Origin of the sequence: Streptomyces sp. NPDC004609, assembly GCF_042873655.1 — a bacterium.
GTDB lineage: Bacteria > Actinomycetota > Actinomycetes > Streptomycetales > Streptomycetaceae > Streptomyces.
The window spans coordinates 135,916-162,784 of the sequence record NZ_JBIALS010000002.1 but is presented as its reverse complement, the minus strand read 5'-3'; the positions used below and the strand labels follow the sequence as shown (position 1 = coordinate 162,784).

Genomic DNA, 26,869 nt, shown 5'->3' with positions numbered 1-26,869 from the left:
CGGCGTTCCGCGGTCAGGTGTCGTTGCCCGGTACGACCAGGCCGGACTCGTACGCCACGATCACCGCCTGTGTCCTGTTCCGCGCCCCCAGCTTCATCAGCACATTGCTCACATGGGTCTTGACCGTCTCCAGACTGACCGTCAGCCGGTCCGCGATGGCCGGATTGGACAGCCCCTTCGCCATCAGACGCAGGGTCTCCGTCTCCCGGCCGGTCAGGGGGAGCGGCGGCAACGGGCCCGGCGGGGACGGCCGTGCCGTCACCAGACGGCGGACCGCGTCCGGGAACAGCAGCGAGTCGCCCGTCGCGACCAGATGGACGGCGCGGGCGATCCGGTCGGCGGGGGCGCGCTTGAGGACGAAGCCGTCCGCACCCGCCCGCAGCGCGTCGTAGACGTGGTCGTCGCTCTCGAAGGTGGTGATCACAACGACCTTCGGCGGGTCGTCCAGCGCGGCCCGCAGCCGCCGGGTCGCCTCGATGCCGTCCATCCCCGGCATCCGTACGTCCATGAGCACCACATCCGGCCGCAGCCGGGTCACCAGCGGAAGCACCTCCGTACCGTCGGCCGCCTCGCCGACCACATCCAGATAGGGCCTGGCCGACAGCAGGGTCCGCAGGCCGGTACGCGTCAACTCCTCGTCGTCGGCGATGAGAACGGTCACGGGCGAGGCCGGGGGCGGGTCACCGGGCGAGGCCGGGGGCGGGTGCACACTCACCGGGCCAACCGTAGCGGGATGCGCGCCGCCAGCCTCCACCGTCCGTCGGGCGTGGGACCGGAGGCGAGCTCGCCGTGCAGCAGGCGTACGCGCTCCTCGACACCGGCCAGGCCGTACCCGGTACGTACACCGTGCTCGGCAGATCCGGTGTGTCCGACGCGTTCGGGGTGTTCCGGGTGCTCGGGAGCACGGACGGCGGGCAGCGGATTGGACAGTTCCGCCTCCAGCCAGTCCGCCGACACGGCGAGCCGCAGCGTCACCTCGGGCCGGCCCGCGTGCCGCAACGCGTTCGTGAGGCCCTCCTGGACGATGCGGTACGCCTCCCGGGACACGGCGGCCGGCACCCGCGCCGGCTCCCCGGTGATGTCCGTACGCACCTCGGTGCCGGCCCGCCGGACCCGGTCCAGCAGTCCTGGCAGATCGGCCAGCGTGTGCCGTACGGCCGACGGCGCGCCCTCTCCCCTCCGCAGCACCCCCAGCACATGGTCCAGATCGTCCAGCGCGCTGCGGGAGGTCTCCTCGATGCTGCTGAGCGCCCGCCGCGCGCCCTCGGGATCGCTCTCCATCAGCTCGCTCGCCACCGCGGCCTGGATGGTGGAGGCCGTGAGGGTGTGGCCGATGGAGTCGTGCAGCTCCTGTGCGAGCCGGTTGCTCTGTGCCAGGGCGCGCATCCTCTCCTCCAGCGCGGCCACGCGCTCCGCCCGGCCCGGGCCGAGCAGCACCGGTGCGAGGCGCCGGAACAGCGCGGTGGATCCGGCGGCCACCGCCGTTGCCGTCAGCAGGGCGGCGACGGCGACCGGTACGGCCCACGCGCCGCGCAGGCCGCCCCGCACATCGACCGTCAGGATGAGGAACTGCACCCGGTCGCCGCCGCCCAGCCACACTGCGCCCATCGTCACCGCCATCAGCGCCAGCACCCCGGTCACCACCGTGACCAGCCAGCCCAGGCCGATGTGCAGCAGCAGCCACGCCGAGGCACGCCACCGGTCCCGGCCGCCGCCTCCCCGCCCCCGCACGGCCGACGGCGGAGAGGGCGAGGACAGCACGGATGAGGGCAATGCGAGTGAGGACAGGGAGGACGAGGACAGCGCGGGTGATGGCAGGGCGGTGCCGAGGAAGGAGTTGGCGAGCCGCACGGAGCGCGCGCGGACGGTCCGCGGCAGTCCGGCGGCCACGATCAGGGCCGCCGTCACGGCCAGGACGAACAGCGGGCGCAGGCCCTCGGGCCAGGTCCGCGCCACCCCGCCCGCCAGGATGACCGCCACCGTCAGCGGCGGCAGTCCGAGGGCCGCGCCGACCAGCGCGTAACCACAGCCCCGCCAGGTGCCCCGGCGGATCGGCGGACGCGGCAGCACACGCTTCAGCGGGCGGACCGTCCGGCGGACCGGCGGGTGAATCGGCTTCCACACCCGATCGAGTGTCGCAGCCTGTCCGCCCGTCCGCCTCCCCCGCGGGAGCGAGGCGCACCCGGCCCGGTCGGGGGAGACCCGGATTCCCCCCTGGCCGCGATGCGATGGCGCCCCCGCCTCGCGGACAGTGGCCCGCATGCTCGAACTCATTGATGTCAGCAAGGTCTACCGGGGCGGCAAACGGGCCGTCGACGGTCTGACGATGCGGCTCGAACCCGGAATGCTGGGGCTGTTGGGGCCCAACGGCGCGGGCAAGTCGTCCCTGATGCGGATCATGGCGACCGTCACCCGGCCCACCGGGGGCCGTGTCCTGTTCCAGGGCGAGGACGTGGTCGCCCGGCCCGGGCCGCTGCGCCGCGCCCTCGGCTATCTGCCGCAGGACTTCGGCGTCTATCCGCATCTCACCGCGCGTGAGTTCCTCGGTTACCTCGCCGCCGCCAAGGGAGTCTCCGGGCGGTCCGCCCGTGCCCGTATCGACGAACTCCTCGAACTCGTCAACCTCACGGAGGCCGCCCGGCGCCCCCTCGGCACGTTCTCCGGCGGCATGCTGCGCCGTGTCGGCATCGCGCAGAGCCTGCTCACCGATCCCCGGGTCCTCGTCGTCGACGAGCCCACCGCCGGGCTCGATCCCCAGGAGCGGGTGCGGTTCCGGAATCTGCTCAGCGAACTGGCGGCCGACCGGGTGGTCATGCTCTCCACCCATATCGTCTCCGACATCGAATCGGTCGCCTCCGACATCGCGGTCCTCGCCGGGGGACGCCTGCGCAGGCGCGGCTCGCCCGGCGAACTGCTCCGGGACGTCGAGGGCCGGGTGTGGGAGGCGACCGTCGCCCCGCAGGACGTCCAGGCCGCCCAGTCGCGGTATCTCGTGAGCCGGATGGTGCGCACGGGGTCGGGGGCGGGGGCCGGAGTCCGGCTGCGGATGCTGGCCGCGTCCGCGCCGTTCCCGGGCGCGGCGCCCGTGCCCCCGGATCTGGAGGACGCGTATCTGGCGATCGTCCACGGCGCCCATCCGCACGAGCCGGCTCAGGGTCCCCCGGCGGGGTGGCAGGGGTGGCCGCAGGGGTCCGGCACACCGGGTCCCCGACCCGGGCCGCGGGGTTCGGCGCAGGGTGGCTGGTCCCGGCAGGGTTCGCCGGGCGTACAGGGTCCTCCGGTACCGGGGCCCGGGGGCGGGGGTTCGCGGGCGGGGTCACCCGGGGCGTCCGGATGGCCGGCGCAAGAGCATCCCGGAGCGCCCGGGCCCTCCGGGATGCCGGGCCCGGTGCGGGGCGCCTGGTCCCCGCCGGGTTCGCCCGGGGTGCCGGGGCCTCCCGGAGCGCCCGGCCCGGTGCAGGGTGCTCCCCGCATGCCCGGCTCCGGGCAGGGGCCTCCCGGAACGGGGCCGAAGCCGCCTCCCCCGGGGACGGGGTGGCGGTGACCGTGGGCGCTCTTCTCCGGCTCGCCGTCGCCGACTTCCTCGACCGGGCCCGTCGGCCCGCGTACGGCGCGACGCTGGCGACCGCCGTCGGGCTCGGCTGGCTCGCCGTGCCCGCCGCCGACGCGCGGTGGGTCGTCATCCAGATCGGCGACCACCGAGGCGTCTACAACAGCGCCTACACGGGGACGGCGATCGCGCTCGCGGGCGCGCTCTGGCTGATGCTCATCGGCTTCTACGTCGTACGCAACGGGATCTCCCGGGACCACACCACCGGTGTCGGCCGTCTGCTGGCGGCGACCCCTGTGAGCCGCGCCCGCTATCTCGGGGCGAAGTTCCTGAGCAATGTGCTGGTGCTCGGCTCCATGGTGGGTGTGCTGGCCGTCACCGCGCTCGTGCTGCAGCTCGCGCGCGGCGAGGACACGGCCGTCGACCCGGTCGCGCTGCTGACGCCGTTCGGCGTCATCACCCTTCCCTCGGTGATCCTCACGGCCGCGTGCGCGCTGCTCTTCGAGGCGGTGCCGCCGCTCGGCGCGGGACTGGGCAACGTGGTGTGGTTCTTCGTCTGGATGGTGCTCGCCCTGGGCGGACAGGGAGCGAACGCGCCGCTCGGCGGGATCGGCGTCCATGACGTCGTACGGTCGATGCGGGACGACGTCCTCGCCGGGAAGGTGACGGTGTCGGGGGAGTTCAGCCTGGGTCTGACGCTGATCGACGAGCCGCTGCGGACGTTCGTCTGGGACGGATACGTGCCCGACGGGGCCTTTCTGCTGGACCGGGCGGGCCTCGTCCTCGTGGCGGTCGCCCTCGCGCTCCTGCCGGCGCTCTGGTTCCACCGGTTCGACCCGGACCGGGTCGGGGTGAAGCGGATCGGAGCCCTCCTGGAGGACGCGCGGTCCCGGCCGGCCGAGGTGTCACGGGCCGCCGGCCCGTCCCCGTACGACGAGGGCATCGGCGGCGACACCGGTGGATTCCGGGACCTGCCCGCCACGGCGATCGCGCGCACGCCGGCCACGGAGGTCCGGGTCCTGCCCGTCGCGGAGGTGCGGGCCGGCCGTTCCGCCCGCTCCCTCGGCGCGGTGCTCGCGGGTGAACTGCGAGTCCTCCTGCGGGGCGTGGCCTGGTGGTGGTGGCTGGGCCTCGCGGGGATCACGGCGGCAGCCCTGACCGTGACACCGGTCTCCGGAGTGACCCGTATGGTCCTGCCCGCCGCCTGGATCTGGCCCGTGCTGATCTGGTCCCGGCTCGGCACCCAGCGGTACGAGCACGGTGTCGACGCGCTCCTCGGGGCATATCCCGCACCGCGCCGCAGGCTGCTCGCCGAATGGCTCTCCGGACTGGCCTTCACCGCGCTGGCCGGGGTGGGGCCGCTGATCCGGATGACGGGTCAGGGGGACTGGCCGGGTGTGGCCGCGTGGTCCGGGGGAGTGCTCTTCATCCCGTCCCTCGCCCTGGCCGTCGGCACGCTCAGCCGCAGCCACCGGCTCTTCCAGGCGGGCTATCTCCCGCTCTGGTACGCGGCGGCCAACGGCGTTCCCCTGGGTGATTTCATGGGCGCGGTCCGGGAGAACGGCGTGCCGGCAGGGCCCGGTCCGGCCGTGTTCGCGGGCCTCGCCGCGGTGCTGCTGACCGCCGCCTTCGCGGTCGAGTCCTTCCGTGGGCGCCCCCGGAGATGACACCCGGAGCACGAACCACGGACACGAGCACGAACTCCGGGGAAGGCTTCCGTGACCGAGGACACCCCCGCTGATTCGTCGCATGGCTCGGCCCCTCGCCCTCGCCGCGGCGGCTCCTGTCACCGTGGCCCCGCTCGGGCCGCGGGGACGGGGATCTGTCGGCCGCGGGTCCCGACCGGACCGCCGTGACGCTGCTGCCGGCCGTGCCCCCCGGTTCTGGCCCGCGCCCGGATTCATGACCTTCCAGGGCGCCTGTCCCCACTGCGCCAAGCCATCACCCCACCCCGGGAAGGACCCGCCACCATTCCCCCGGTGACGGGCCCTTCGGCTGTGCTGCCGGACGGGAAGGGCGGGCACGAACCACCCGCGGACCCCCACACGAACCGCCCACGGGCGGCACCTGTGGACTCACTCTCTCCACGAGAACCCACACAACCCACGACAGGCATCACGTAAAACCCCTTCCCGAATCTGACGGATCGTCATATCGTCACGAGCGCCCACCCCCCGAACACCCTCCGCTGAGGAGACACCGTGGGAGAGCCGCACCCGATGCCCACAGCACCACCGAAACTCCGAGCCACCGACCTGACCCGCGCCTTCGGCCGCGGCACCACCGCGGTGAACGCCCTGGGCCCCGTGGACCTGTCCATCGCCCCGGGTGAGTTCACCTGTGTCGTGGGGCCCTCCGGCTGCGGGAAATCCACCCTGCTCAGAATCGCCGCGGGGCTCCTGCGCCCCTCCACGGGCGAGCTGGAGATCCGTACCGCGTCCCCGAGTCCGGCCGCGATGATCTTCCAGGACTACGGCATCTACGACTGGAAGACGGTCCTCGCCAACGTCCGCTTCGGCCTGGACATGCAACGCGTGCCCCGCCGCGAGGCCAATAGCCGCGCCGCCGACTGGCTGGCCCGGATGGGCCTCGCCGACTTCGCGGACGCCTACCCCGCCGCCCTCTCCGGCGGTATGCGCCAGCGTGTGGCCATCGCCCGAGCGCTCGCCGTGGAGCCGGAGATCCTGCTCATGGACGAGCCGTTCGCGGCGCTGGACGCCCAGCTCCGCACCATCCTCCAGGACGAACTCCTGGAGCTGACCCAGACCACCAGAACGACCACCCTGTTCATCACGCACAGCCTGGAGGAGGCCATCGTGCTGGGCGACCGGGTCCTGGTGATGTCGGCGCGACCGGGCCGCATCATCGCCGAGCGCCACCCCCCGTTCGACCGCCCGCGTTCCGGCGAGGTCCGTTCGGCACCCGAGTTCACCTCGCTGAAGAGCGAGTTGTGGGAGCTGCTGCGCGGCGAGGTACGCGGAGAGGCGGTGGCCGCGTGAGCACCGACCTGCACAAGAAGTCCGCCGCCGGGGGGACCGGCCCGGGGGCGGCCCCGGACCGGTCGGAGGCCGGCGTCGGCGCCTCTGAGGCCGAACAGCTCCTGGTCCGCCGGCCCGGCCCCCAGGAACTCCATCCCGTCCGCACCCACCGCAGACGCCGCGCCCTGGAACTCTCCCTGGCCGTGGCCGTCCCCCTGTTCCTCGTCCTGATCTGGCAACTCGCCGCCGTCCAGGGCTGGATCGACGACCGGGTCTACCCCGCGCCGAGCACGATCCTCGCCGACGGCTGGGAGCGCGCGGGCGACGGCGAGCTGTGGCCGGACGTCTGGGCGACCCTGAAGCGGGTTCTCGGGGGCTACGCCATCGGTACCGGCGCCGGATATCTGCTGGGCCTGCTGATGGGCTCGCTGTCCCTGGTCAGGGCGGCGCTGGAACCACTCCTCGACGCTCTGTACGTCGTACCCAAGCTGGCGCTGCTGCCGGTCTTCCTGAACATGTTCGGACTGGGCGAGGGCCCCCAGATAGCACTGGTCGCGGCCACGGTGTTCTTCTTCGTCTGGATCTCCACGATGGCGGCCGTGATCGCGGTGCCGGACGGACACCGGGACGCGGGCCGGGTCTTCGGGGCGTCCCCCTGGCAGATGTTCCGCCATGTGCTCCTGCCCGCTTCGCTGCCGGCCGTCCTGGTGGGCGCGCGGATCGCGGCCGGTGTCGCGGTCCTGGTGATCGTCGCCTCCGAGCAGATCGCGGCCACCAACGGCCTCGGTCATCTGATCTTCGACTCCCGGGCGCTGTTCCAGAACGACGTCATGTTCGTGGGCATCGTCTGCGTCGCCCTTCTCGGCGTCATTTTCTCCGAAGTGGTACGGATCGCCGGCCGGCTGCTCACCCCATGGGCCCCACGTGACCGCGGCCGCGGCCAGTCATGACCCACCTGTTCATGTACGGAGGCAGTATGCGCACGCGCACCACCGTGCTCGGTCTGCTGACCGCGGGCTCCTTGCTCGCGTCGGCGGGCTGCGCGCAGCAGGACGACACCCCCTCCGGTACGGCGAAGCCCCGTACCGTGAAGGAGGTCGCCGGATGCACGTCCGGCTGGACCGACCCGGCCGACCTGGCGGCCGACCGGAAGCCCGCGCGCTGCGACAAGGGCGCGCCCGCCCCGCAGCCGCTGGCCAAGAAGAAGAAGCTCACGATCGTCTCCGGAACGCTCAGCGCCGAGTACGTGGCACCCCTGGTGGTGGCCGCCGAGAAGGGCGAGTTCGCGAAGGAGAACCTGGACGTCGAGCTGAAGGTGCTGCCGACCCCGGACGCGGTGCCGCTGCTCGCCCAGGGCGATATCGACGCACAGTGGGCGGCGCCCGAGGTCGCCGTGATGAACGGCATCAACGGCGGCTTCGACATCCGCTGGGTGGCCGGCAACTTCTCCCCCGACCCCGCGTCCAAGAGCGGCATGTGGGTACGTCTCAAGGACGGTGAGAGCGCCGACCACGTACCGATGGCCGGCCGCACGATGGGCACGATGATCGGCAAGGGATCGGTCATCGCGTATCCGATGAACACGACCCTGAAGAAGCACGGCGGCGGCCTCGACAAGATCCAGTTCCAGCAGCTCGGTTCCGCCGATGTCCTCACCGCCATGAAGAACGGCGGTGTGGACTCCGCGTGGCTGCTGGACCCGGTGTGGCGCAAGGTCGACGGCGACCCGAAGTACGCCTTCCTGGGCGGCCAGCCCCTCGGCGAGCCCCTGGGCGGCCTGCTCTTCGGCCCGAAGCTCCTGAACGACGACGTGGACGCGGGCGTGGCCCTGCTGCGGGCGTACATCCGCACCGTGAACACCTACTTCGCGGGCGACTACAAGAAGGACGAAGCCTTCCTCGACGAGCTCTCCCGGCTCCTCAAGACCGACAAGGCGGTCCTGAAATCCACGCCGTCCCTCCGGATGGACTGGGAGATCCGCGGCGGCACCATCGACCGCCTCCAGAAGGCGTACCGCGACGCGGGTGTCTCGAAGGGCGACCCGATCCCGGAGTCCAGGTCCGTGAATCGCTCCCTGTACGAGGAAGCCGTGGGCCACAAGAAATAGCCAGGGGCCACGGGCAGTCATCGCGAAGAAGCAGTCGCACACACGACACAGGCCCGCAAGCCAAGCCCGAACTCATCGAACGGGGGCTCGTTGCGATGTCCACCGCTGGTCACGGGCGCCCTCACGGGCGCTGGGCGGCTACGCGTGGGTGAACCGGAACTCCGGGCCGTAGGTCCGGCCGCTGCCGTCGGGCAGCGGCCGTTCCATCAGCGTCCGCGCCGGGCTCGGGAGGTCGAACATCTTGCCGATGGCCTGGTTCAGCGACTCCTTGGCCGTGGCCGGAAGGTCGGCCTGCCAAGCCTTCTCAAGGAACCGCAGCATGTCGCTGTAGGAGGCGTTGGCCTCGTCGAGGAGGTCCCTGGTCTCCGGGTCGGGCGGCGGGGTGCCCGCCCCTCCCCAGCCACCCGGCGGCACCGTCCCCATGGGGAAGGTCTGGGGCATCGGGATCGTGTCGCCGGTGAACTCCCACCGGTCCGGATTCTCGGAGGTTTTGACCAGTTTCCGGCCGTGGAAGAGTTGCCGGAAGAGGTAGTAATGGGCAAGCTCGCCCAGCTCTCCGGGATGGGGATTCTCCGGTGACGCCGAGGTGCCTTCGCCCTGTTCCTTGATGATGTCGACGGCCTTCTCGACGTCCGCGAAGGAGGTGAGCGCCACGATGCTGTTGCCCTTGCCGTGGTGTGCCATGTTCCGGGTCAGCTGCCGGGTGCCGGTGATGAGGTCCGTGTGGTTGCGGAACGCGTCGAGGATCGCGGTGTAGAAGGCTCCGATCGAGGTGTTCGACCTGACTGCCGCGATCGGGTCGTCGGGCTCCTCGATCCGGGAGAACAGGTCCAGGGACTCCTTCGTCAGCCCGCTCAGGTAGACGGTCAGCCCCGGTCGGACACCCCCGGGCAGCGCACCGGGGTACTTCGGCACCGTCATGTCGTCGGCAAGGCGGACGACTCCGCCGATGGTGGTGAGCAGGTTCCCGGCGAGGCCGAGATGTGACATCTCGTCGAAGACGACCTCGCGTAGGGCCGCGGCCACGTCCCCGTCCTGGTCCTCGACGGACCACAGAGCACACAAATACGGTGGGAGTGTGGCGAGTTCCAGGAGTACGGCCTGCTGGAGCGACTCCTTCAGCCAGTCTCCGCCCCGGCTTTCGGCAGGCTCGTCCATCAATTCGACGATCCTGTTGCTCCGGTAGTCGACAAGCGCCGTCATGGGAGTTCCTTCCATCGGTCCTGAGACTGTGCGGGCCCGTCGCCGGAACCGCCGTCCCGCCGTCGCCCCGCCACCGGTGCCCGGGCGGGACGACAGCAGGCGGTGGGCCGCCCCCGATCAGATCCTTCCGCCGAGTGCGTCCATCCCATCCCCGCGTGCCCCGACCGTCGAGTCCTGCCACGGTCGGCAGTCAGCGCCGCACACTCCGGCCGGCCAGACACCTGCGGGCGTGTCACCGTCTCGCCACCGCGGTGCGTCGCCGCATGGCGACCGTGGCAGGACTCGTCCCGCTGTGCCCGACAGGTCAAGGGGCAGATCGGCGGCCCTTTGCGGCCGTGTGACGAGTCCGGCCATTTCGGGGATACGGGCATCACCGTGGTCCATCGCTTGTCCCCGCGGCCCATCACTCGATGTATCCCACGCCGGGATGCGTCCGGCAACTCGAAAGGGTGAGAATGAATGAAGGACCGGGCGGAGAAGGCGGGCCCGGATCGCGAATGCCGTGCAGGGATCTGGCGGTGCGGCTCATATGCAGTCGTTCATGGCGTTGTCGAGGGCGGTCTGGTGCTCCTCGGACGCCTTGTGGACGGACGGGACGAGGCCCCCGGCCCCGCCCGCGTCCGCCCGCCGTCCCGCACCCGCACGTCGGCACCGGCCGCGGTGTCACGCCATGTGGGCCCGGCCCTTTGCCGCCTCCGTCTGCGCACGGTGTTCTGGCTGTGTCCACGAGGACAGGCGGCGGATGTTCAGCTCCCTGGACCCGGCACGTCAGCGCGTTGCGCGTCAGTCAGCGACGGCCGCCGGCCGTCGCTGACCTGGCACCACAAGTGGAGGCCCTCAGGGTGTGGGCACGCTGAATGACTCCGGCGGGGTGCCCACAGCTCCACCCGTCCGGCACCGGATGGTCGGTACCCGTACCGCCGTGGGACCGTCATCCAGGTACGGGACGCTCCCGGGGTGCTGCTGCCCGGTGCCCAGGAGGCCGCGTACACAAGCCGTAGAGAGCCCGACGCGGGTGAAACCCAACGGTCGGCCGGGCTGTCGGCCGGAGATCACTCCACGAAGAGATCGGACCGTTCGCTGACTCTGATCGAGTTCACCAGAGTCTTGCCTGCATGGGACACGAACCGCAGATTGAGCTGGCCGTCCGTGACCCGGACGGTGATGTAGCGGTTGTGCGCCACCCGGACGCCCGCCTCCAGGGCCAGATCCAGATTGGGCACGAACTCGGCGCCTTCGGCCATGACGTCGAAGACGCGTTTTGCCGGCCGTTTGGCGGCCAGTTCGGCGAAGCCCAGCTCGATCCGGTAGGTCCCCGCGGGCAGCCCGTCGAAGCGGTACTCGTACATGCCTTGCCGGGCGGTCCGGTACAGGGCCGGAGCGCTCTCCGCCGGCACGCCGGATATCGGCTTCGAGGTGGTCACCCGGGAGGCGTTGCCGAGATAGCCGTGGCCGCCCGCGGTGTACGGCCTGTCGGCGGTCCACGGATCACCGACGGAATCCGTGAGCGCGCTGTTCCCGCCGGTATCGACCGCCACCTGGTACGCGGTGACGACGACGATCACCGTGACGTTGAACTCGGGTGCCCGGCCGCTGTGCGAGGTGACGCGCAGGGTGGTGCCGAGAGTGGAGCCGGCCGTCGCACCGGTGGTGTCGATGCCCAGCGTCACCGCCTGACCGGCGCCGGAGGCGAGAACACCGCTCGCGGGTGTCAGGGTGAGCCACCCCTGAACGTCCATCTCCGCGATCGAGAACGAGGAGGCCAAGCCGGTGTTGGTGAGGTTCACCGTGCGCGTGCGCTGTTGCCCGGCGGGCACGACGACGGTCACGGCAGTGGTGTCGGCCGTGACCCGGCCCGTTTTCAGGGCCGCGTTCGCGACCGCGACACCGCCCGGCGCCACCGTGCGCTGAACGCTCTCCGAGGTGTACTCGGACGCGGAGAAGGCGAGATCGTACGTGCCCGGCGCGGGCACTTGGAGGAGGTAGGCGCCGTCGTTGACGGTGATGTCCGAGCCGGTGCCGCCGGTCACAGCGGCCGACGCACGCGCGATCGGCAGGCCGTCATTGGCATCGGTCACCACGCCGGTTATGACCGCGGTCTTCGTCGTACGGAAGTTGATGCTCATGCCGTCGCGGAGGGTCGCCTCGTCGAACGAGTAGAGCAGCGCATCGGTGCCGGTGTGGTTCTCGACGCCGACGGTCGCGCTCGCCCCGCTCTTCCTGGGGCTTCCCTGGACGTCCCGGTAGTGGAAGGAGGCCGCGCCGTCCTCGCTGAGCACCGCCGCGAAGGAGACCCGCTCGCCGGTGCCCTGGATCAGCGCGTCGCGCCATTCGACGATGAGCTTCCGGTGCGGAGCCGTACCGGTGGCGGACCAGTAGACGCCCGCGCCGGAATCAATGGTGAGGTCGTCCCAGAACGGGTAGAGAGACCCGTTCGGGACATGGCCGGTCGGCAGGGTGCTGTTGTTCCCGCTCGTGGTCGAATCACCGAAAGTGACGACGCCGTCGACGGAGACGGACACGCCCCGGTACGTGTGCCCGTAGAGGGGCACCGGGAAGGGGAGGGGAAAACCGGCGAGCCCGCTGTGCGGTGTACGGAACCTCAGCTTCTCCGTCCCCTGGGGGAACGGGGCGCCTGCGACCACCTCGCAGACGGTCCCGAAGGTGTCCGTCTTGTCCGGCAGGGTGACGTTCTGGGTGACGTCCCCGGTGACCTCGACCGGCACACTGGCCGCGGAGGCGCAGCGCTGGGCGGGGCCGACGGCGATGTTGTAGGTCCCCGGCGGCAGGGTCAGGCTGTACGTGCCGTCGGCAGCGGACGTGGTGGATACGGCTGTGCCCTCGACGGTGATGAGGGCGTTCGCCTCGACCCCGGCGCTGCTGGTGATCGTTCCCGAGATGACGGCCGAGGCGGCTTCGCCGGCCGAACCTGTCCGGTTCTGCTTCTTGCGGGCGTTGGGGGCCTCTGCCTTCGGCGGCACGGAAGCCGAAGGAGCCGCCGTGCTCGGGGTATCGGGCCGGGTGAGAGTGCCGGTTTCGGTGGTCGGCCGGTGCAGGGAGGAGGCCGAGGCTCTGGCCCCGTCAGCGCCCACCGCCGCCGGTAATGCCTGGGTGGGGGCCGCCCCGACAGCCAGGGAGAACGCCAGGACCCCCGTGGTGAGGGTGGCGAGAATGCCCCGCCGTCCGGATATGGCTCCGATCACGTAATCTCCTTTTATATGGAGTCAGTTCACATGAACACACGCATCGTGAAGGGGTTAGTGGGTTTGTGTGAAGACCATTTCGGGAGCGTTTTCAAGCCATTCCCGTCACGCCGTCAGGGGCGCGGGCGTGGGGTGCGGCTGAACGCCCTAGACCAGGCCGATCGAACCGATGCGGTCCGAGATCGCCTCGTTCACCGTGGGCGGTGGCCCGCCCCCTGACCGCTCGACGGACGGGCCACCGCGAGGCACCGACCACGGTCAGGAACGGGCCTCCAGAGGACGCTCCGCCGAAGGGCTCCCTTTGCCGTTCCCGCTGTCGATCGCCCGGACCGCGCCGCCGAGCACCAACGCGGCGGCCACGAGCACGGCGCTCACCACCAGCGGCGACCGGAAACCGAAGTTCGCGCCCAGGGCGACACCGCCCAGGGCCGGGCCGGCCGCCGCGCCGACGTTCATCGCGGCGGTGGCGAAACCGCCGGCCAACGTGGGTGCCTCCGAGGCTGTGTAGAGGGCCTGCGCGATCAGGGTGGAGCCCACCCCGAACGAGAGCACCCCCTGGACGAATACGAGGGTCAGAGCCACGACCGGGCTGGCGGCTGTGAGGGCCGACAGCAGCCAGCCCACCAGCAGCGCCGTGCCACCGACCGCCAGTACCTGTCCGGATCGGTTGTCCGCCAGCCGGCCGCCCAGGTTGACCCCGATGAAGGACCCGATGCCGAAGAGCGCCAGCGCGGCGGGCACCCACCCGGTGCTCAGACCCGTGACATGCGTGAGGACAGGCGTGAGGTACGTGAACGAGCAGAACGTCGCTCCGTTCACCAGCGCACCGAGCACCAGCGTCAGGATCAGCCGAGGCGTGCGCAGCGCCCGCAACTCGTGGCGGACGCTCGGAGCATCGGGGTCGACGGGCGTCGCCGGCACGGACCGCAGGACCGCGAAGACAGCGGGCGTGGAGATGAGCGCGACGCCCCAGAACGCCGAGCGCCAGCCCCAGAACTCGCCCACTACGGCACCGAGGGGAACACCCGCGATACAGGCGAGGGTCACACCGCTCAGCAGCACTGACGTCGCCCGGCCCTTGGCCTGGGGACCGACCATGCCTGCCGCGGTCGCGAGGCCGACGGCGAGGAAGCCGGCGTTGGCCAGCGCGGCGATGACCCGCGTGACGAACAGGACCTCGAAGCTGTGGGTGAGGGCGCCGACGACGTGCGCGAGAAGGAAGGTGATGAGGAAGGTGAGCAGCGCTCGACGGCGCGGCCGGCGCAGACTCAGCATCGCGAACAGCGGCGCGCCGACGATCATGCCGACGGCGAAGGCGGAGGTGAGTGAGCCGACGGCCGGGATGGACACGCCGAAATCGGCGGCGATGTTCTCCACCAGACCGGACAGCATGAATTCCGACGTCCCCTGGGCGAAGACGGCCAGCCCGAGAACGTAGATGGCGAAAGGCATGAAAAAGCTCCAACTACATCGCAGATCAGGGAGACGCGACACATGGACAGAAGGACATGCGGTCGCGTGGGAGGCTGCCCGGAGAGACTTCCGGGCGCGATCCCGCGATGCGGTTGATCCGTGGCGGATTCGCGACGCTCTGCTCGGCGATTTCGCCGAAGAAAGCAGAGTCGTCAGAGAGTTACGCGATCAGCCACCGGACAACCGGTGGCTGGCTTCTTTCCGCCTCAGGACTGGACATATTTCCCAACATAGCAGCGCCCGGATCACCGTGTCTCACGAATGGACCCCCGCCCTGCCCGGCCGGGACCTGCGGGGGGTGAATGTGGTGCTCCAGCTGGATCAGCGGATGCCTTTCGGCGTTACGGGCCGACGGCCGTCGGGGAAGGTGTGATCCGGGCCACATCGCGATCGCCGTCGGTGCGGTCCGCCCGAGGCGAGCGAGAGGAGGCGGGCGATGGAGCGGATCAGCAGGTTACCGGTGACACCGGTCGCCCGCACCGGGCTCCGGTACGCGTGCCGCGCGTACCCGAGGGGCTGAGCCAGTGATGACCACGCTGCTCATCCACGACACCACACGGCCCTGGACGTCCACCGATCCCGCCCTGGACGTGTCCGTCGGCAGCCGGGCCCTCTTCGGCCGGCAGATCACCGTCAACCGGCTGCGCTACGACGGCGGGGCACCTGCGGCGGCGGACTTCCTTCCCGGGAACCCGATCGACCTCACCGACTGGGAGGAGCTGGGACTGTGGGTCCGGGCGGACACCCCCGCCGACGGAACCCGGGCCCGGCCGTTCTATCTCGCCCTGTCCTACGCGGACGCCCAGGACACCCCGGGGGAGGAGCACCGCTGGTTCATCCCCGTCAACGCCGCGCACGGCTGGGAGCAGTGCCCCATCGGCATCGGGGCGGACCGCAGGGCGCGGATCGTGAAGTTCCGGCTGGAGACCGTCGGCGGCATTCCGTTCGCGGTGGAGCTGTACCGGCTGCGAGCCGTCCGCGAGGAGATGCTGAAGGACGTCGAACAGGCGCTGACCGACGCGCTGTCGGGGATGACCCCACCCGGACTCACCGGGGTGCCGCTGCGCGCCGGGGCCGCCCCCGGCGACTCGGCGGTGCAGACGGCGCACACGCCGGGCCTCGCCCCCGGCAACCGGATCCTGCTGCGGGGCAGCCCGTCGGGGGACGAGGAACACGATGTCGACCGGGTGGAACAGGACCCCGCGGGCGACCGCACCCGGCTCACCCTCGCGGCCTCCTCACCGGTCCGCGGCACGTTCCCGGCAGGTGACTCCTCCGTGTCCGTGGTGGTGCCGGTCGCGTTCGGGACGGCCGCCGCGCTCCCCGGCGCGGCCACCCCCCGGGTGGAGGTCTCCACCACCGATGTCCGGGAGGACCCGGACCGGACCGGCTGTGTCGCCCAGCGCGACAGCTTCCGGCCCAGGGGACCTCTCACCCTGTGCACGGTCCGCCCGCCCGCCCGCGCGTACACCGCCGACTACCGGATCACCGCCGTCGGCCAGGGCGCGGGCCAGCAGACCTGGGTGCACAACGAGGTGCTGACCCGGCTGGCCGCCGACCGGCCGCTGTGGATCAACGACGCCCCCGCGCCCGTCCGGATGCTCCCCCCGCCCTGCCGGGACGAGCGGGAGGGACAGGAGCCCGTGCCGGTGCGGGTGCACCTGCGGGTGGGTTCCCACATGCAGACCGGTCCGCGCGAGGCACTGCCCTGGGTGCGGCGCACCGAAGTCCGGGCCGGCCGGCCGGACACAGCGGGGGACGACGAAGGGATGGCACCGAGGCCATGAAGCGACAGCGAGGGGACGGTGCGCCGTGTTCCCCAATGTAGGAGTGAACGTCGTCGAGGTCGACGGCACCGCAAGTCCGGTGATCGCCGGAGCGCCGACGTCCGTCGCCGCCTTCGTCGGCCCCACCGAGCGCGGCCCCGTCAACCGGCCCGTACGCCTCACCGGTCCCGCGCAGTTCCGGGACCGGTTCGGCAGGACGCGCGAGGACGGGATCCTCGGATACGCGCTGGAGGGGTTCTTCCTCAACGGCGGGACGACCGCCTATGTCTCCCGCGTGGTCGGCGCCGGCAGCTCACCGGCCTCACGGACGCTCGACGACCGCCAGCCGGCACCCGAGGCCGTCCTGCGGGTGTCGGCCGGCCACCGGGGTGAGAGCGACCCCGGGCCGTGGGGCAGGCGGCTGCGGGTCGACGTGGTGGACGAGCCGCGTACCAGCACCACCCTCGCGTCCGCCACCGCGGCCAACGCGACCACGGCCACGCTCCAGTCCACCGAGGGAATCACGGTGGGATCGGTCCTCCGGTTCACCTCCGGTGACAGACATGAGTACCGCAGGCTCACCGGGGTGAACACCGCGGCCGGGTCCGTCACCTGGACCACGCCCGTCACCGCCGCCATGACCAAGGCGGCCACCACGGTGAACACGCCCGAGTTCCGGCTCGCGGTGCACTACCGCGCGGACCCCTCCGGCGGCTTCGCCCAGGTCGAGGTCTGGACCGGTCTGACCATGGAACCGGGCTCGCCCGACCACGCCGCCACCCGGCTCAACCACCCGCTCAGCGGCTCGCGCTATGTGACGCTGACCGACCTGTCGGCCGGAACCGCCGGTGCCGGACTCCGCTACCCGGCCGCCGTCACCGGCCGTGAACTCAGCGACGCGGGAGCGGAGAACGCCTGCATCGCCGCCGACTACGCGGGCGACGCCGCGGACCGCTCGGGACTCTACGCCCTGGACACCGCCGAGGTGCAGCTGCTCGCCGTGCCGGACGCCCACACACTGTCCGGGGACGGACGCCGCACCGTGGTCCGCGCGGCCCTGGACTACTGCGCCGGGCGCGGTGACGTCTGCTTCGTCGGCTCGTCCCCCGACCGCGCCACGCGCGCCGGTGCCACCGTCCCGCGGGCCCCGGCCGACTACGCCGAACTCGAAAGCGACTACCTGGAGGGTGTGGTGACCGACGCCGCGGACTTCACCGCGGCCAAGGTGTACGGCGCGCTGTACGCACCGTGGGTCCAGGTCGCCGATCCGCTGGCGACCGGCCCCGCCGCCACCCGCTTCGTACCGGCGGACGGTCATGTGATGGGCGTGTACGCCAGGACCGACCGCGAACGGGGCATCTGGAAGGCTCCCGCCGGCACATCGGCACAGCTGCGGGGCGTGCTCGACACGGCCGCGCGGTTCACCGACGCCCAGCACACCCATATGGTGCGCGACGGGCGGGTCAACGGAGTACGTCCGGAACGGGCCGCGGGAATCGTCGTGGCGGCCTCCCGGACGCTGTCCACGGACAGCCGCTGGGCGTTCGTCAACATCCGGCTGCTGTTCAACTATGTCAAGGTCTCGCTCCGGGACGGCCTGCGCTTCGTACGGCAGGAACCCCACACGGAAGCGCTCCGGCGGTCGGTGCGGCTCAATGTGGTGACGCCGTTTCTGACCGGGCTGTGGCGCCGGGGCGCGTTCGGGGCCGATCCGCCGGAGCAGGTCTTCAGCGTCAAATGCGATGCGGAGAACAACCCCGCCTCCGAGGTCGACCTGGGCAACTTCCGCCTGGAGGTCTACTTCTACCCGGTCCGGCCGGCCGAGACCGTCACCATCGTCGTCGGCCAGCAGCCCAGCGGCGGCTCGGCCGCCGAGGCGTAAGGGGACCAGAGATGACTGTGAACATCGGAGTGAATGTCGTCGAGGTCGACGGACGGGCGTCGCCGGCGATCGCCGGAGCGCCCATCTCGGTGGCCGGCTTCCTGCTGCGCGCCGAACGGGGTGTGCCGGACGTCCCGGTGGCGCTGCGGGGGATGAACGACTTCGCCGCGAACTTCGGCGGGGTCGTCCGGGAGATCCACGGTGCTCACGCGGTCCGGGGCTTCTTCGACAACGGCGGTACCGAGGCGTACGCCGTACGGGTCGTGGACCGGGCCAAGGGCAAGGCCGCCCAGGTGATGCTCCCGGACTCCGCGGACGCGAACACCCTTCAGGTGAGCGCGGGCAACCGCGGACGGGAGGACCCGGGAGTCTGGGGAAACCGGCTGTCGGTGCGGATCGTCCACCATCCGCGGGCCACCCCCGCCGTTCCGGCCCAGCTGCGGGGGAACAAGGCCGGGCCGTTCGCCCTCGCGGCCGGGCAGAGCATCGAGGTCGACGCCAACGGCGAGGCCGTCAACGTCCCCTTCCGGGCGGAGGACTTCGTCGCGATCCAGGCTGCTTCGGCGGCGGAGGTGTCCGCGGTCGTGGCCCGGTACACCACCGGGTTCCGCTCGGTCGCCGCCCCCGACGGGTCCCTGCTGCTGGTGAGTTCCGAGTCCGGTACCCGGTCCCGGCTCACCGTGACCGGCAGCGCGGCCGAGGCCCTCGGCTTCAAGAGCCCCAACAACGACAGCGGTGTGTCGCTGGCCGCGCAGAGCACCCTCGCGGCCCTGTCGTCCGTCGCCGGACTGGCCGTCGGGTCCGCCGTACGCCTGGAGAGCCGGGGCGTGGTCATCGGACCCAAGGACATCGAGACGAGCATCGCGGCCGACGCCGCCATCAAGGTCACCGTCGACGGGGCGGCGAACGGCGTCGACGTGAAGTTCGTCAAGGGCGACTTCGCGGGCGGGCTCGGGAAGGTCACACCCGAAGAGGTGGTCACGGCGGTCAACCGTCAGGCCCATGGCTTCTCCGCGGTCCTGGACGCCCGCAGGCGCCTCGTGCTGATGTCGGACAGCTACGGCCCCGACTCCTCCGTCGCCCTCGCGGCCGGCAGCCCGACCGACGCCACCAACGCCCTCGGACTGACGTCCGCCGTGCCGGTGAAGGGAACCCGGGAGACCCGGACCCTCGAAGGGGTCTTCGAGGACGGGCGGTTCGTCACCTGGAGCGGGGGACTGGGCTCCCAGGTGCCCACCCAGGCGGCCCGGTTCCGCTCCGCGGAGTTCGATCTGGCGGTCGTCGACGGTGAGCTGGAGGTGGAGCGCTTCACCTCACTGTCCATGCAGAACGGACTGCCGTGGTCCGCCGACACCGTGATCAACGATCAGCGCTCGGGCTCCCGGTTCATCACCGTCGTCGACCAGGACAGTGCCACCGGGCCCGCCGACGACCTGCCGAAGGCCGGAACCCACCTGGTCGGCAGCACCAGGGCCGGGGACGACGGCGATCCGCCCGGCGATCTCGACTTCATCGGCGACCCGGCCCGCCGCTCCGGCCTGTTCGCCTTCGACACCGTCGACATCCAGCTGCTGGCCTGCCCCGACTCGACCGCACCCGGGGTGGTGAACGCGGCCCTGGGCTATGTCGAGCGGCGCGGTGACGCGATGTTCGTCGGCTCGCCTCCCCCGAAGCTGGACCTGGAGGGAGCCAAGACGTACGCGGCGGCCTTCAGGGGCCGGAAGGTCTACGGAGCGATGTACGCCCCCTGGATCACCATCGTCAACCCGCAGGACCGCGACGGAAAGGACCCCCTGCTGCTGGTCCCTCCCGCCGGCCACATTCTCGGGATGTACGCCCGCGTCGCCGCGGCGCGCGGAGTGTGGAAGGCACCGGCCGGGGACGAGGCGATGCTGGCCTCCGCGCTCGGTGTGGAGTACGACATGACCGACGCCGACCACACCGACCTGGTCAGGAACGGAAGTGTCAACGGTGTCCGGGCCGTTCCGGGATCGGGTGTGATCGTCGACGCCTCGCGGACCCTGAGCACCGACACCCGATGGCTCTACGTCAATGTCCGGCGCCTCTTCAACTATGTGAAGTCCTCCCTGCGCGAGGGACTGCGCTGGGTGGCCCAGGAACCGCACTCGGAGGAGCTCCGCCGAAGCGTCCGGCTCAATGTCGTGACGCCGTTCCTGCTCGGACTGTGGCGGCAGGGCGCCTTCGGGTCCGACCCCGCGGAGCAGGCCTTCACCGTGAAATGTGATGCGGAGAACAATCCTCCATCGGAGGTGAACAGCGGGAACTTCACGGTGGAAGTTCTCTTCTATCCGGCAAAGCCCGCCGAGACGGTGCTGATCGTCGTCGGCCAGCAGGACAGCGGCTCCGCGACGGCGGAGACCTGAGGGAAGTGATGGGAACATGGCGGAGTTGACATTCCATGAGTCCTACCGGACTCATGGGTTCGCGCTGGAGATCGAGGGCACGGGATGCCCGGTGACCAAGGTGACCGGGCTCAGCGAAGGCACGGCGGAAACCATCGAGCAACCCGAAGGGGGCTCCCCGGTGGTGCGGAAGATCGCCAGCGGTGTCGTGAAGTTCGAGACGCTCGTCATCGAGCGCAATATGGACGGCAGTCCGTTCGACAAACTGTTCCGGGACTGGTTCCGGGAGATGTTCCAGCTCAACGGAACCAGCGGCGGATCCTCGGTACGGCGCAACGGCGCGGTGCTCAAACTGGAGAACGGCGAGGAAGTGCTGCGCTTCGCCTTCTACGAGGGCTGGGTCAAATCCTCGAAGTTCGCGGATCTGGAAGCCGGGACGACCAATTTGTTCAAGCAGACCGTGGAGATCGAGCACAACGGCCTGGAAAGGGTGTCCTGACGATGGGCCACGAGAGCGCACAGCCGCGCAGACGTGAATTCGAGTTCGAGCTGCCCATCGGCTACGAGGACGCCGACAGCCAGATCCACCGGACCGCCGTACTCAGGAAGATGACCGGGCGCGACGAGGCGGTCATGGCCGACAGGCGCCACCGCTCGAACAGCGCCCGCATGATCTCGGAACTCCTCGGCAGCTGTCTGGTCCGGCTCGGCGGCATCGAGAACCCCGGGGTGCGGGCGGCCCAGAATCTCTTCTCGGCCGACCGGCACTTCCTGCTGGTGAAACTGAGGGAGATCACCTTCGGCGCCGAGATGCAGGCCACGTACTCCTGCCCCACCTGCCAGGAGGCGACCGTACTCGTCGAGGACCTGGCCGGGCTCGACGTGGTCCGGCTGGGCGGCGGCGAGGTCCCGGAGGACCTCGTGGTGCAGCTGGAGGACGGATACGTCGACCGTGCGGGCACCGTCTTCGACGTCCTGGTCTTCCGCCGTCCCACCGGCGCGGACGAGGAGCGCATCGCCGGCGCGGTCCGGGAGAACGCCGCGCACGGCAAGAACGCGCTGCTGGCCCGCTGTCTGAAGTCCATGGGCGACATGCCCCGGCCCCGGATGGAGGCGCTGGGCAGCGCGGTCTTCAACGACCTGACGCTCTCCGACCGCCGCCTCATCGACCAGGCCATGAACAACGGAGGCCCCGGTATCAATCTGCGCCGGCCGGTGAACTGCGGAGGCTGCGGCCGCGAATACGGGGCGACGCTCGACATGTCGAATTTCTTGGCAGTTTCGTAGGAGAGGAGGACAGGCTGCGCCACGAGGTCTTCTTCCTCGCCTACCACCTGCACTGGGGGGCGGAGGAGATTCTCGGCCTCCCGACCGAGGAGCGCTGGCACTACGTACGCCGGCTCGTCGAGCAACTGGAATACGAGCAGAAGCAGATCGAACGCGGCACCGCGACCCGATGATTCCCCGAGGAGGTGAGGACATGGGCCTGAACGAACTCCTGGCCGCCATCGGCCAGCTGAACCAGTTGGTGCGTGAGCAGGGGATCGTGTCCGGGAGCATTCCGCACACCCTCCTCCAGCTTGAGGACTTCATCAGGGCGACCATCGCGGGGCAGGAGGTCCAGCTGGAGCAGCGGGTCCGGCTCACGATCAGCGAGACCAACGCCAACCTCGCCGGGCAGCTCCAGGAGAGCGTCCGGGAACTGAGCCGCACCGTGGACGTGGCGAACCACACCCTCGCCGCCAACACCGAGGAGAAGACCACGGTCTTCTCGAACAAGATCCTCAACGAGGAGCAGATCACCCGGGACGTGCTCATCAACGCGCTCGGGCGTATCACCACGCTGCGCACCGAGAACGTGGCCTTGACCCCCGACGTGGTCAAAGGAGTGCAGACCCAGCTCGAAGGGCTCTTCCAGCGCATGGCCAGGGAGGGCTTTCAGCCCTCGATGCTGAAAGAGGGCTTCGAGCGGCTGCATTTCGTGGACGCCATGCAGCAGGCGTTCCAGCCGGCCATCGAGGTGCTCTTCGCCCCGGACGGCCCGATGGCCAAGATCACCCTCCGGGCGGTCAGCAGCAGCCCCGACTTCCGGCCGGCCATGGACGTGCTCTTCGGGCCGAGCGGCAAGATGGCCGACACCGCTCATGACGCCGCGCTGGGCGTCAACCTCGGCCCCGCCGAGAAGACGTTCGGCAAGAAACTGGAGGACGGCGTCGGGGCCGCGCTGGACCAGGCGGGCGACAAGGCGGCGGCGAAGGCGACGGAGTCCCTGGGACAGAAGATCTCCTCGGGAGCGACCGCTCTCGGCACCGCGATGACCTCGATCCCGCAGCTGTACGACTCGGTGACCAAGCTGGGAGAGGCCTGGGACAAGCCCAACAAGTCGACGAAGGACTACATGGACCTGCTCGGCGCGGCCGGCGGCGCCGTCGGCCAGGCGGGGCAGGTACTGCAGGCGCTCTCCGGGGTCACCCAGATCGCGACCGCGGCGCAGGCGGTCTTCAACGCCGTGATGGCGATGAACCCCATCGTCCTGGTGGTGATCGCCGTGGTCGCCCTGATCGCCGCGATCGTCCTCCTGATCGTCTACTGGGACCAGGTCAGCGCCGCCCTGCGCGACAACCCCTGGCTCGCCGTCGTCGCGGTCATGCTCGGAGTCATCGGCATCATCATCGTGATCATCGCCTACTGGGACGAGATCAAGCTGGCGGTCCTGATCGCCGCCAACTTCATCAGCATCCAGGTGCAGACGATCGGTCAGATGTTCGCCGGGCTCGGTGCCCTGGTCGGCCAGGTGTGGGCCTGGATCGTGGCGACGGCGCAGAACGCGGGGATCGGCGTCATCAACACCTTCATCGCGGCCGGGACCGCCGTCCAGAACTTCTTCGTCGGACTGATCAACGGTGTCCTCGGCATGTACAACCAGCTGGCCGACAGCGCCGCGGGCCAGCTGGCCGGACTGACCCGCGCCAACCTCATCCCGCAGGCGGAGGTACAGGCCCGGCTGATTCCGCCCAAGGACGTGCCCCCCATCAATGTCACCGCCACCCTGACCCCCAAGCCGGTGAAGGGAGGTCTCGAAGGGCAGATCGCGGCCCAGGAGGAGGCCGTGGCCAAGGCAAGACAGGCGGACGAGGAACGCCGTGCCAAGGCGGCGGCACCCGCACCCGCCCCGGCCGCCGGACCGCCTCCGGCGGGCGGTCCCCACGCCCCCGCCGCAACCCCCGCGGCCGGGCCGGCCGGCGGGCTGCCGGGTGCTCCGCTGCCGGGTGCCCTGCCGGGCGCCGTACCCGCCGGGCCGCCCGCCCTGCCCGCCGCCGGCCCTCCGGGAGCCGCGGCCCCCGGGGGCCCGGGAGCCGCCGGTGCCCGGCCCGTGCTGCCCCCGGCGATGGCCGCACCCGCCGCCGCGGCCGCCGCACCGGACCAGTCCGTCCACGTGGAGGGCGGCATCACCGTGAACATCAACGCCGAACGCCTGGAGGCGGACGCGGCCCGGCTGCTCTCCGACGAGATCATCCAGCGGATCCAGGAGCGGCTCGGCGCGCTCCGGTCCGAACAGGACTTCCGTACCGGAACGCGCGCCCCGGCGCCCGCCTGAAGGTGAGTCCGATGCTGACACTCCAGAACCCCGCGCGGGGCTTTCTGTCCGGCCGGATCCCCGACCCCTCGGTGCCCGACGTCCTGATCCAGTTCCAGTACAACCCCACCCAGCTCTCCGACAAGCGGTCCGTCGGCTACGCCACCATGAACGCGCCCGGCCGGCTGCTGCCACTGCGCCAGTACACACAGGGCGGCGACCGCACGATCAGCTTCACGGTCCGGGTCGACGGACTCTTCGCCGGCCCGGCGGACGACCAGATCCCGATCAGCAAGGACCCCGAGGGTGGCATCGGTCCCGAGCTGAACAAGTACCGGGCCCTGGTGTGGCCCGCCAACCGCGACTGGCCGAGCGCCGGCGGCAGCTTCGCCGGACTGTACGCCGACACCGACCGGTTCGTCTGCCCGCCGGACTGCGTGTTCGGCTTCGGGGACCGGGCCATCGACTGTGTGGTGACCGAGATCGGCATCACCGAGCTGCTGTTCACCCCCGGGCTGGCACCCCTGCGGGCCGATGTCGCCGTGACACTCGTCGAGCGGACACCGTACGACGACGTGGTCAGCCCCGCGCCGCTGAGGGGAGCGGGCTGATGACACCTGCGGCCGGTTCCCGCTTCACCGGACTTCCCACACTGACCGTCACCGCACCCGACGGCACCACCCGCAGGGTCGTCGCACTCCGTATCGAAAGGCGCCTGGAGGACACCGCGAGCCCGTACCGGCTGGCCGACGGCGAAGGGCTGGATCTGCTGGCCCGGCGCTTCTACGGCACGGAGAGCCTGTGGTGGCGGATCCTCGACGCCAACCCGATCGTCTTTCCCCTGGACCTGCGCGCCGGCGATGTGCTGAACATGCCGAATCCGGCACCCGCCACCCGCACCACCCGGGCCAGGGACTTCTGACATGGGCACCCGGGTCCCCTTCATCAAGGTCCGGCTCGAAGGGCAGGACATCACCGACTGGGTCGAATCGGTCTCGGTCACCGAGGACGACCGGCAGGCCGACAGTGTCAGCCTCTCCCTGTCCGACCCGCTGCTGGTCTATGCCGACGGCCTGTTCGAGGGCAGCAGCGTCGAGGTCGACCTCGGCTACGCCGAGCCCGACCAGCACGCCATGCTGATCAGAGCGACCGTCACCAAGGTCGAGGTGAGCTACCCCGACAGCGGGGTGCCGTCGGTCTCCCTGAAGGGCGAGGACCGGTCCATCCACATGGGACTCGTCGAACGGAAGAAGGTGTGGCGCGACCGCACCGTCACCGACATCGTGCGCGCCGTCGCCGACCCGTACGGCTTCGCACGGGTGGAGGCCTCGCTCAGCTCCGACCCGCTGATCAGCAGCCGCCCGATCACCCAGGACGGAAAGACGGATCTGGCGTTCCTCCAGGAACTGGCCAAGACCTACCACGCCAAATGCTTCGTCGAGCTGGACGACGAGGAAAACGAAGTCCTGTACTTCATCCCCGAGCGCCGTGTGGTGCGGCTGCGCCGTCCCGACACACTGGTCCTGCGCTACCGCGAAGGACCCGACAGCAATCTGGTCACCTTCTCACCCGGATTCGACAGCAGCTATATCGACCGGCTCAAGGAAACCACGGACATCGACCAGCAGGGACGGCAGATCGAATCCCAGCCCAAGGCACCGGAGGACATCGTGCTGTGGGAGCTGGACGAAGCCCGTCTCTCCCAGGTCCGGGAAGCCGACCGCGTGCGTCTGCGGGCCCTCTACGAAAAGGGCGCGGAGCGCAAACGCGAGTTCCAGCGGACACTGTCCGCCCGCCGCGTGACCGTCGGCCTGGTCGTGCCGGACAAGGGAGACCTGGAGGCGGCCAACGACTCCCTGGAATCGCGCCGGCTCGGCATGTCCGCGAACGGCAGCACGGTGGGCACGATCTGGCTCCGCGCGAAATCCCATGTGATCGTGCACGGTGTCAACGACCGGTTCAACGGCGAATGGTACGTGTCCTCGGTGACGCACAAAGTCGACGGCGGAGGATACAAGACCGATTTCAAGTGCGTGCGCTGAAAGAGCGAAAGGAGGAGGAAATGCCGGACCAGTACTTCGGGAAGTACACGGGGATCGTGAAGGACAACCGCGACGACACGAATCTCGGCCAGGTGAAGGTGTCCGTGCCGGCCGTGTTCCCGCCCGACGAACTCATGTCGGCCCGCCCGGCGCTGCCGTACGGCTACCACTTCGTACCGGAGAACGGGGCCAAGGTCTGGGTCGAATTCGAGGGCGGGGACCCGGGACTGGCGCTGTGGAGCGGCATCCAGTACGTGTCCGGGGAGTGGCCCGCCGAGGCGCGGGCGAACCCCCCGCACTTCCGGGTGATGCGATCGGCCACCGGGCACGTCCTGCTCCTCGACGACAAGGGCGGTCAGGAGAAGATCCGCATCAGCGACGGGGTGCACCAGCACACCGTGACCCTCGACGCCGACGGCATCACGCTCAAGGAGGGAAAGGCCGGGCACCGCATCACGATCACCTCGCAGGGCATCCGGGCCGAGCTGGCGAGCGGCGCCGCCATCGACATGACCTCCGCCGGCACCAAGGTCGACGGCGGTGCGGGCACGGTGGAGGTCAAGGGCTCGGTGATCAAGCTCAGCGCCGCCACGGTGGAGGCGGGCACGACCGTCAGGCTCGGCGCGGGGACCAGCCCGGTGATCCGGGTGGGCGACTCCGGCATCGGCAACCTGGGCGCGCCCGTGATCATGACCGTGACCACCAACACCCAAGTGACGGCCTGA

19 protein-coding genes and 1 pseudogene are annotated in these 26,869 nt (G+C 70.6%); 15 read left to right on the top strand and 5 right to left on the bottom strand.

Features of this window, described 5'->3' with window-relative positions; translation table 11 throughout:
- Positions 1–13 precede the first annotated feature (13 nt).
- The gene (locus ACFYT4_RS02520; protein ID WP_389264488.1) at positions 14–715 is read right to left on the bottom strand and encodes a response regulator; all 702 of its coding nucleotides are present in this window, start codon (positions 713–715) and stop codon (positions 14–16) included.
- Complete coding sequence (locus ACFYT4_RS02515; RefSeq protein ID WP_389264487.1) at positions 712–2,124, bottom strand: sensor histidine kinase; 1,413 nt, start codon at positions 2,122–2,124, stop codon at positions 712–714. Before ACFYT4_RS02515 ends, ACFYT4_RS02520 begins: the two co-directional genes overlap by 4 nt.
- Before the next feature lie 136 nt (positions 2,125–2,260).
- On the opposite strand from ACFYT4_RS02515, the pseudogene ACFYT4_RS02510 reads away from it, so the two are divergent.
- From ACFYT4_RS02510 to ACFYT4_RS02490, 5 genes and pseudogenes are all read left to right on the top strand, one after another.
- Positions 2,261–3,133, top strand: a pseudogene (locus tag ACFYT4_RS02510) (ABC transporter ATP-binding protein); the annotation flags it as partial.
- Between the two features lie 413 nt (positions 3,134–3,546).
- The gene (locus ACFYT4_RS02505) at positions 3,547–5,217 is read left to right on the top strand and encodes an ABC transporter permease (RefSeq protein ID WP_389264485.1); all 1,671 of its coding nucleotides are present in this window, start codon (positions 3,547–3,549) and stop codon (positions 5,215–5,217) included.
- A gap of 552 nt (positions 5,218–5,769) precedes the next feature.
- On the top strand, positions 5,770–6,549 hold the full coding sequence (locus ACFYT4_RS02500; protein ID WP_389264483.1) for an ABC transporter ATP-binding protein: 780 nt from the start codon (positions 5,770–5,772) through the stop codon (positions 6,547–6,549).
- 101 nt (positions 6,550–6,650) lie between these two features.
- Positions 6,651–7,478 (top strand): ABC transporter permease, encoded by an 828-nt coding sequence (locus tag ACFYT4_RS02495; protein WP_389264771.1) that lies wholly within the window; start codon positions 6,651–6,653, stop codon positions 7,476–7,478.
- Between the two features lie 26 nt (positions 7,479–7,504).
- Positions 7,505–8,635, top strand: coding sequence for an ABC transporter substrate-binding protein (locus ACFYT4_RS02490; RefSeq protein ID WP_389264481.1), 1,131 nt, complete (start codon positions 7,505–7,507; stop codon positions 8,633–8,635).
- A gap of 138 nt (positions 8,636–8,773) precedes the next feature.
- Here ACFYT4_RS02490 and ACFYT4_RS02485 read toward each other — a convergent pair whose 3' ends face one another.
- The 3 genes from ACFYT4_RS02485 to ACFYT4_RS02475 all read right to left on the bottom strand — a co-directional run bounded on the left by ACFYT4_RS02485 (position 8,774) and on the right by ACFYT4_RS02475 (position 14,493).
- Positions 8,774–9,838 carry a ferritin-like protein gene (locus tag ACFYT4_RS02485; protein ID WP_389264479.1) on the bottom strand — a complete coding sequence of 355 codons (1,065 nt, stop codon included), beginning with the start codon at positions 9,836–9,838 and terminating at the stop codon, positions 8,774–8,776.
- A gap of 1,052 nt (positions 9,839–10,890) precedes the next feature.
- Positions 10,891–13,041, bottom strand: a complete 2,151-nt coding sequence (locus ACFYT4_RS02480; RefSeq protein ID WP_389264477.1) for a malectin domain-containing carbohydrate-binding protein — start codon at positions 13,039–13,041, stop codon at positions 10,891–10,893.
- Positions 13,042–13,299: 258 nt separating this feature from the next.
- A complete protein-coding gene (locus tag ACFYT4_RS02475; RefSeq protein ID WP_389264475.1) occupies positions 13,300–14,493 on the bottom strand; it encodes a Cmx/CmrA family chloramphenicol efflux MFS transporter in 1,194 nt (397 codons plus the stop codon).
- Between the two features lie 548 nt (positions 14,494–15,041).
- On the opposite strand from ACFYT4_RS02475, the gene ACFYT4_RS02470 reads away from it, so the two are divergent.
- The 10 genes from ACFYT4_RS02470 to ACFYT4_RS02425 all read left to right on the top strand — a co-directional run bounded on the left by ACFYT4_RS02470 (position 15,042) and on the right by ACFYT4_RS02425 (position 26,869).
- Complete coding sequence (locus tag ACFYT4_RS02470; protein WP_389264473.1) at positions 15,042–16,301, top strand: hypothetical protein; 1,260 nt, start codon at positions 15,042–15,044, stop codon at positions 16,299–16,301.
- 25 nt (positions 16,302–16,326) lie between these two features.
- Positions 16,327–18,162 carry a phage tail sheath family protein gene (locus ACFYT4_RS02465; RefSeq protein WP_389264471.1) on the top strand — a complete coding sequence of 612 codons (1,836 nt, stop codon included), beginning with the start codon at positions 16,327–16,329 and terminating at the stop codon, positions 18,160–18,162.
- A gap of 11 nt (positions 18,163–18,173) precedes the next feature.
- Complete coding sequence (locus ACFYT4_RS02460) at positions 18,174–20,546, top strand: phage tail sheath family protein (RefSeq protein ID WP_389264470.1); 2,373 nt, start codon at positions 18,174–18,176, stop codon at positions 20,544–20,546.
- A 16-nt stretch (positions 20,547–20,562) separates the two neighbouring features.
- Entirely contained in the window at positions 20,563–21,024 is a 462-nt protein-coding gene (locus ACFYT4_RS02455) for a phage tail protein (RefSeq protein WP_389264468.1), read from the top strand.
- 2 nt (positions 21,025–21,026) lie between these two features.
- Positions 21,027–21,812, top strand: a complete 786-nt coding sequence (locus ACFYT4_RS02450) for a hypothetical protein (protein ID WP_389264466.1) — start codon at positions 21,027–21,029, stop codon at positions 21,810–21,812.
- A gap of 193 nt (positions 21,813–22,005) precedes the next feature.
- Positions 22,006–24,123 carry a hypothetical protein gene (locus ACFYT4_RS02445; RefSeq protein WP_389264465.1) on the top strand — a complete coding sequence of 706 codons (2,118 nt, stop codon included), beginning with the start codon at positions 22,006–22,008 and terminating at the stop codon, positions 24,121–24,123.
- Between the two features lie 11 nt (positions 24,124–24,134).
- On the top strand, positions 24,135–24,713 hold the full coding sequence (locus tag ACFYT4_RS02440) for a hypothetical protein (RefSeq protein ID WP_389264463.1): 579 nt from the start codon (positions 24,135–24,137) through the stop codon (positions 24,711–24,713).
- Positions 24,713–25,024 (top strand): tail protein X, encoded by a 312-nt coding sequence (locus ACFYT4_RS02435; RefSeq protein ID WP_389264461.1) that lies wholly within the window; start codon positions 24,713–24,715, stop codon positions 25,022–25,024. The genes ACFYT4_RS02440 and ACFYT4_RS02435 overlap by 1 nt, the downstream gene beginning before the upstream one ends.
- Before the next feature lies 1 nt (position 25,025).
- Positions 25,026–26,144 (top strand): phage late control D family protein, encoded by a 1,119-nt coding sequence (locus ACFYT4_RS02430; protein ID WP_389264459.1) that lies wholly within the window; start codon positions 25,026–25,028, stop codon positions 26,142–26,144.
- 20 nt (positions 26,145–26,164) lie between these two features.
- Complete coding sequence (locus ACFYT4_RS02425; RefSeq protein ID WP_389264457.1) at positions 26,165–26,869, top strand: phage baseplate assembly protein V; 705 nt, start codon at positions 26,165–26,167, stop codon at positions 26,867–26,869.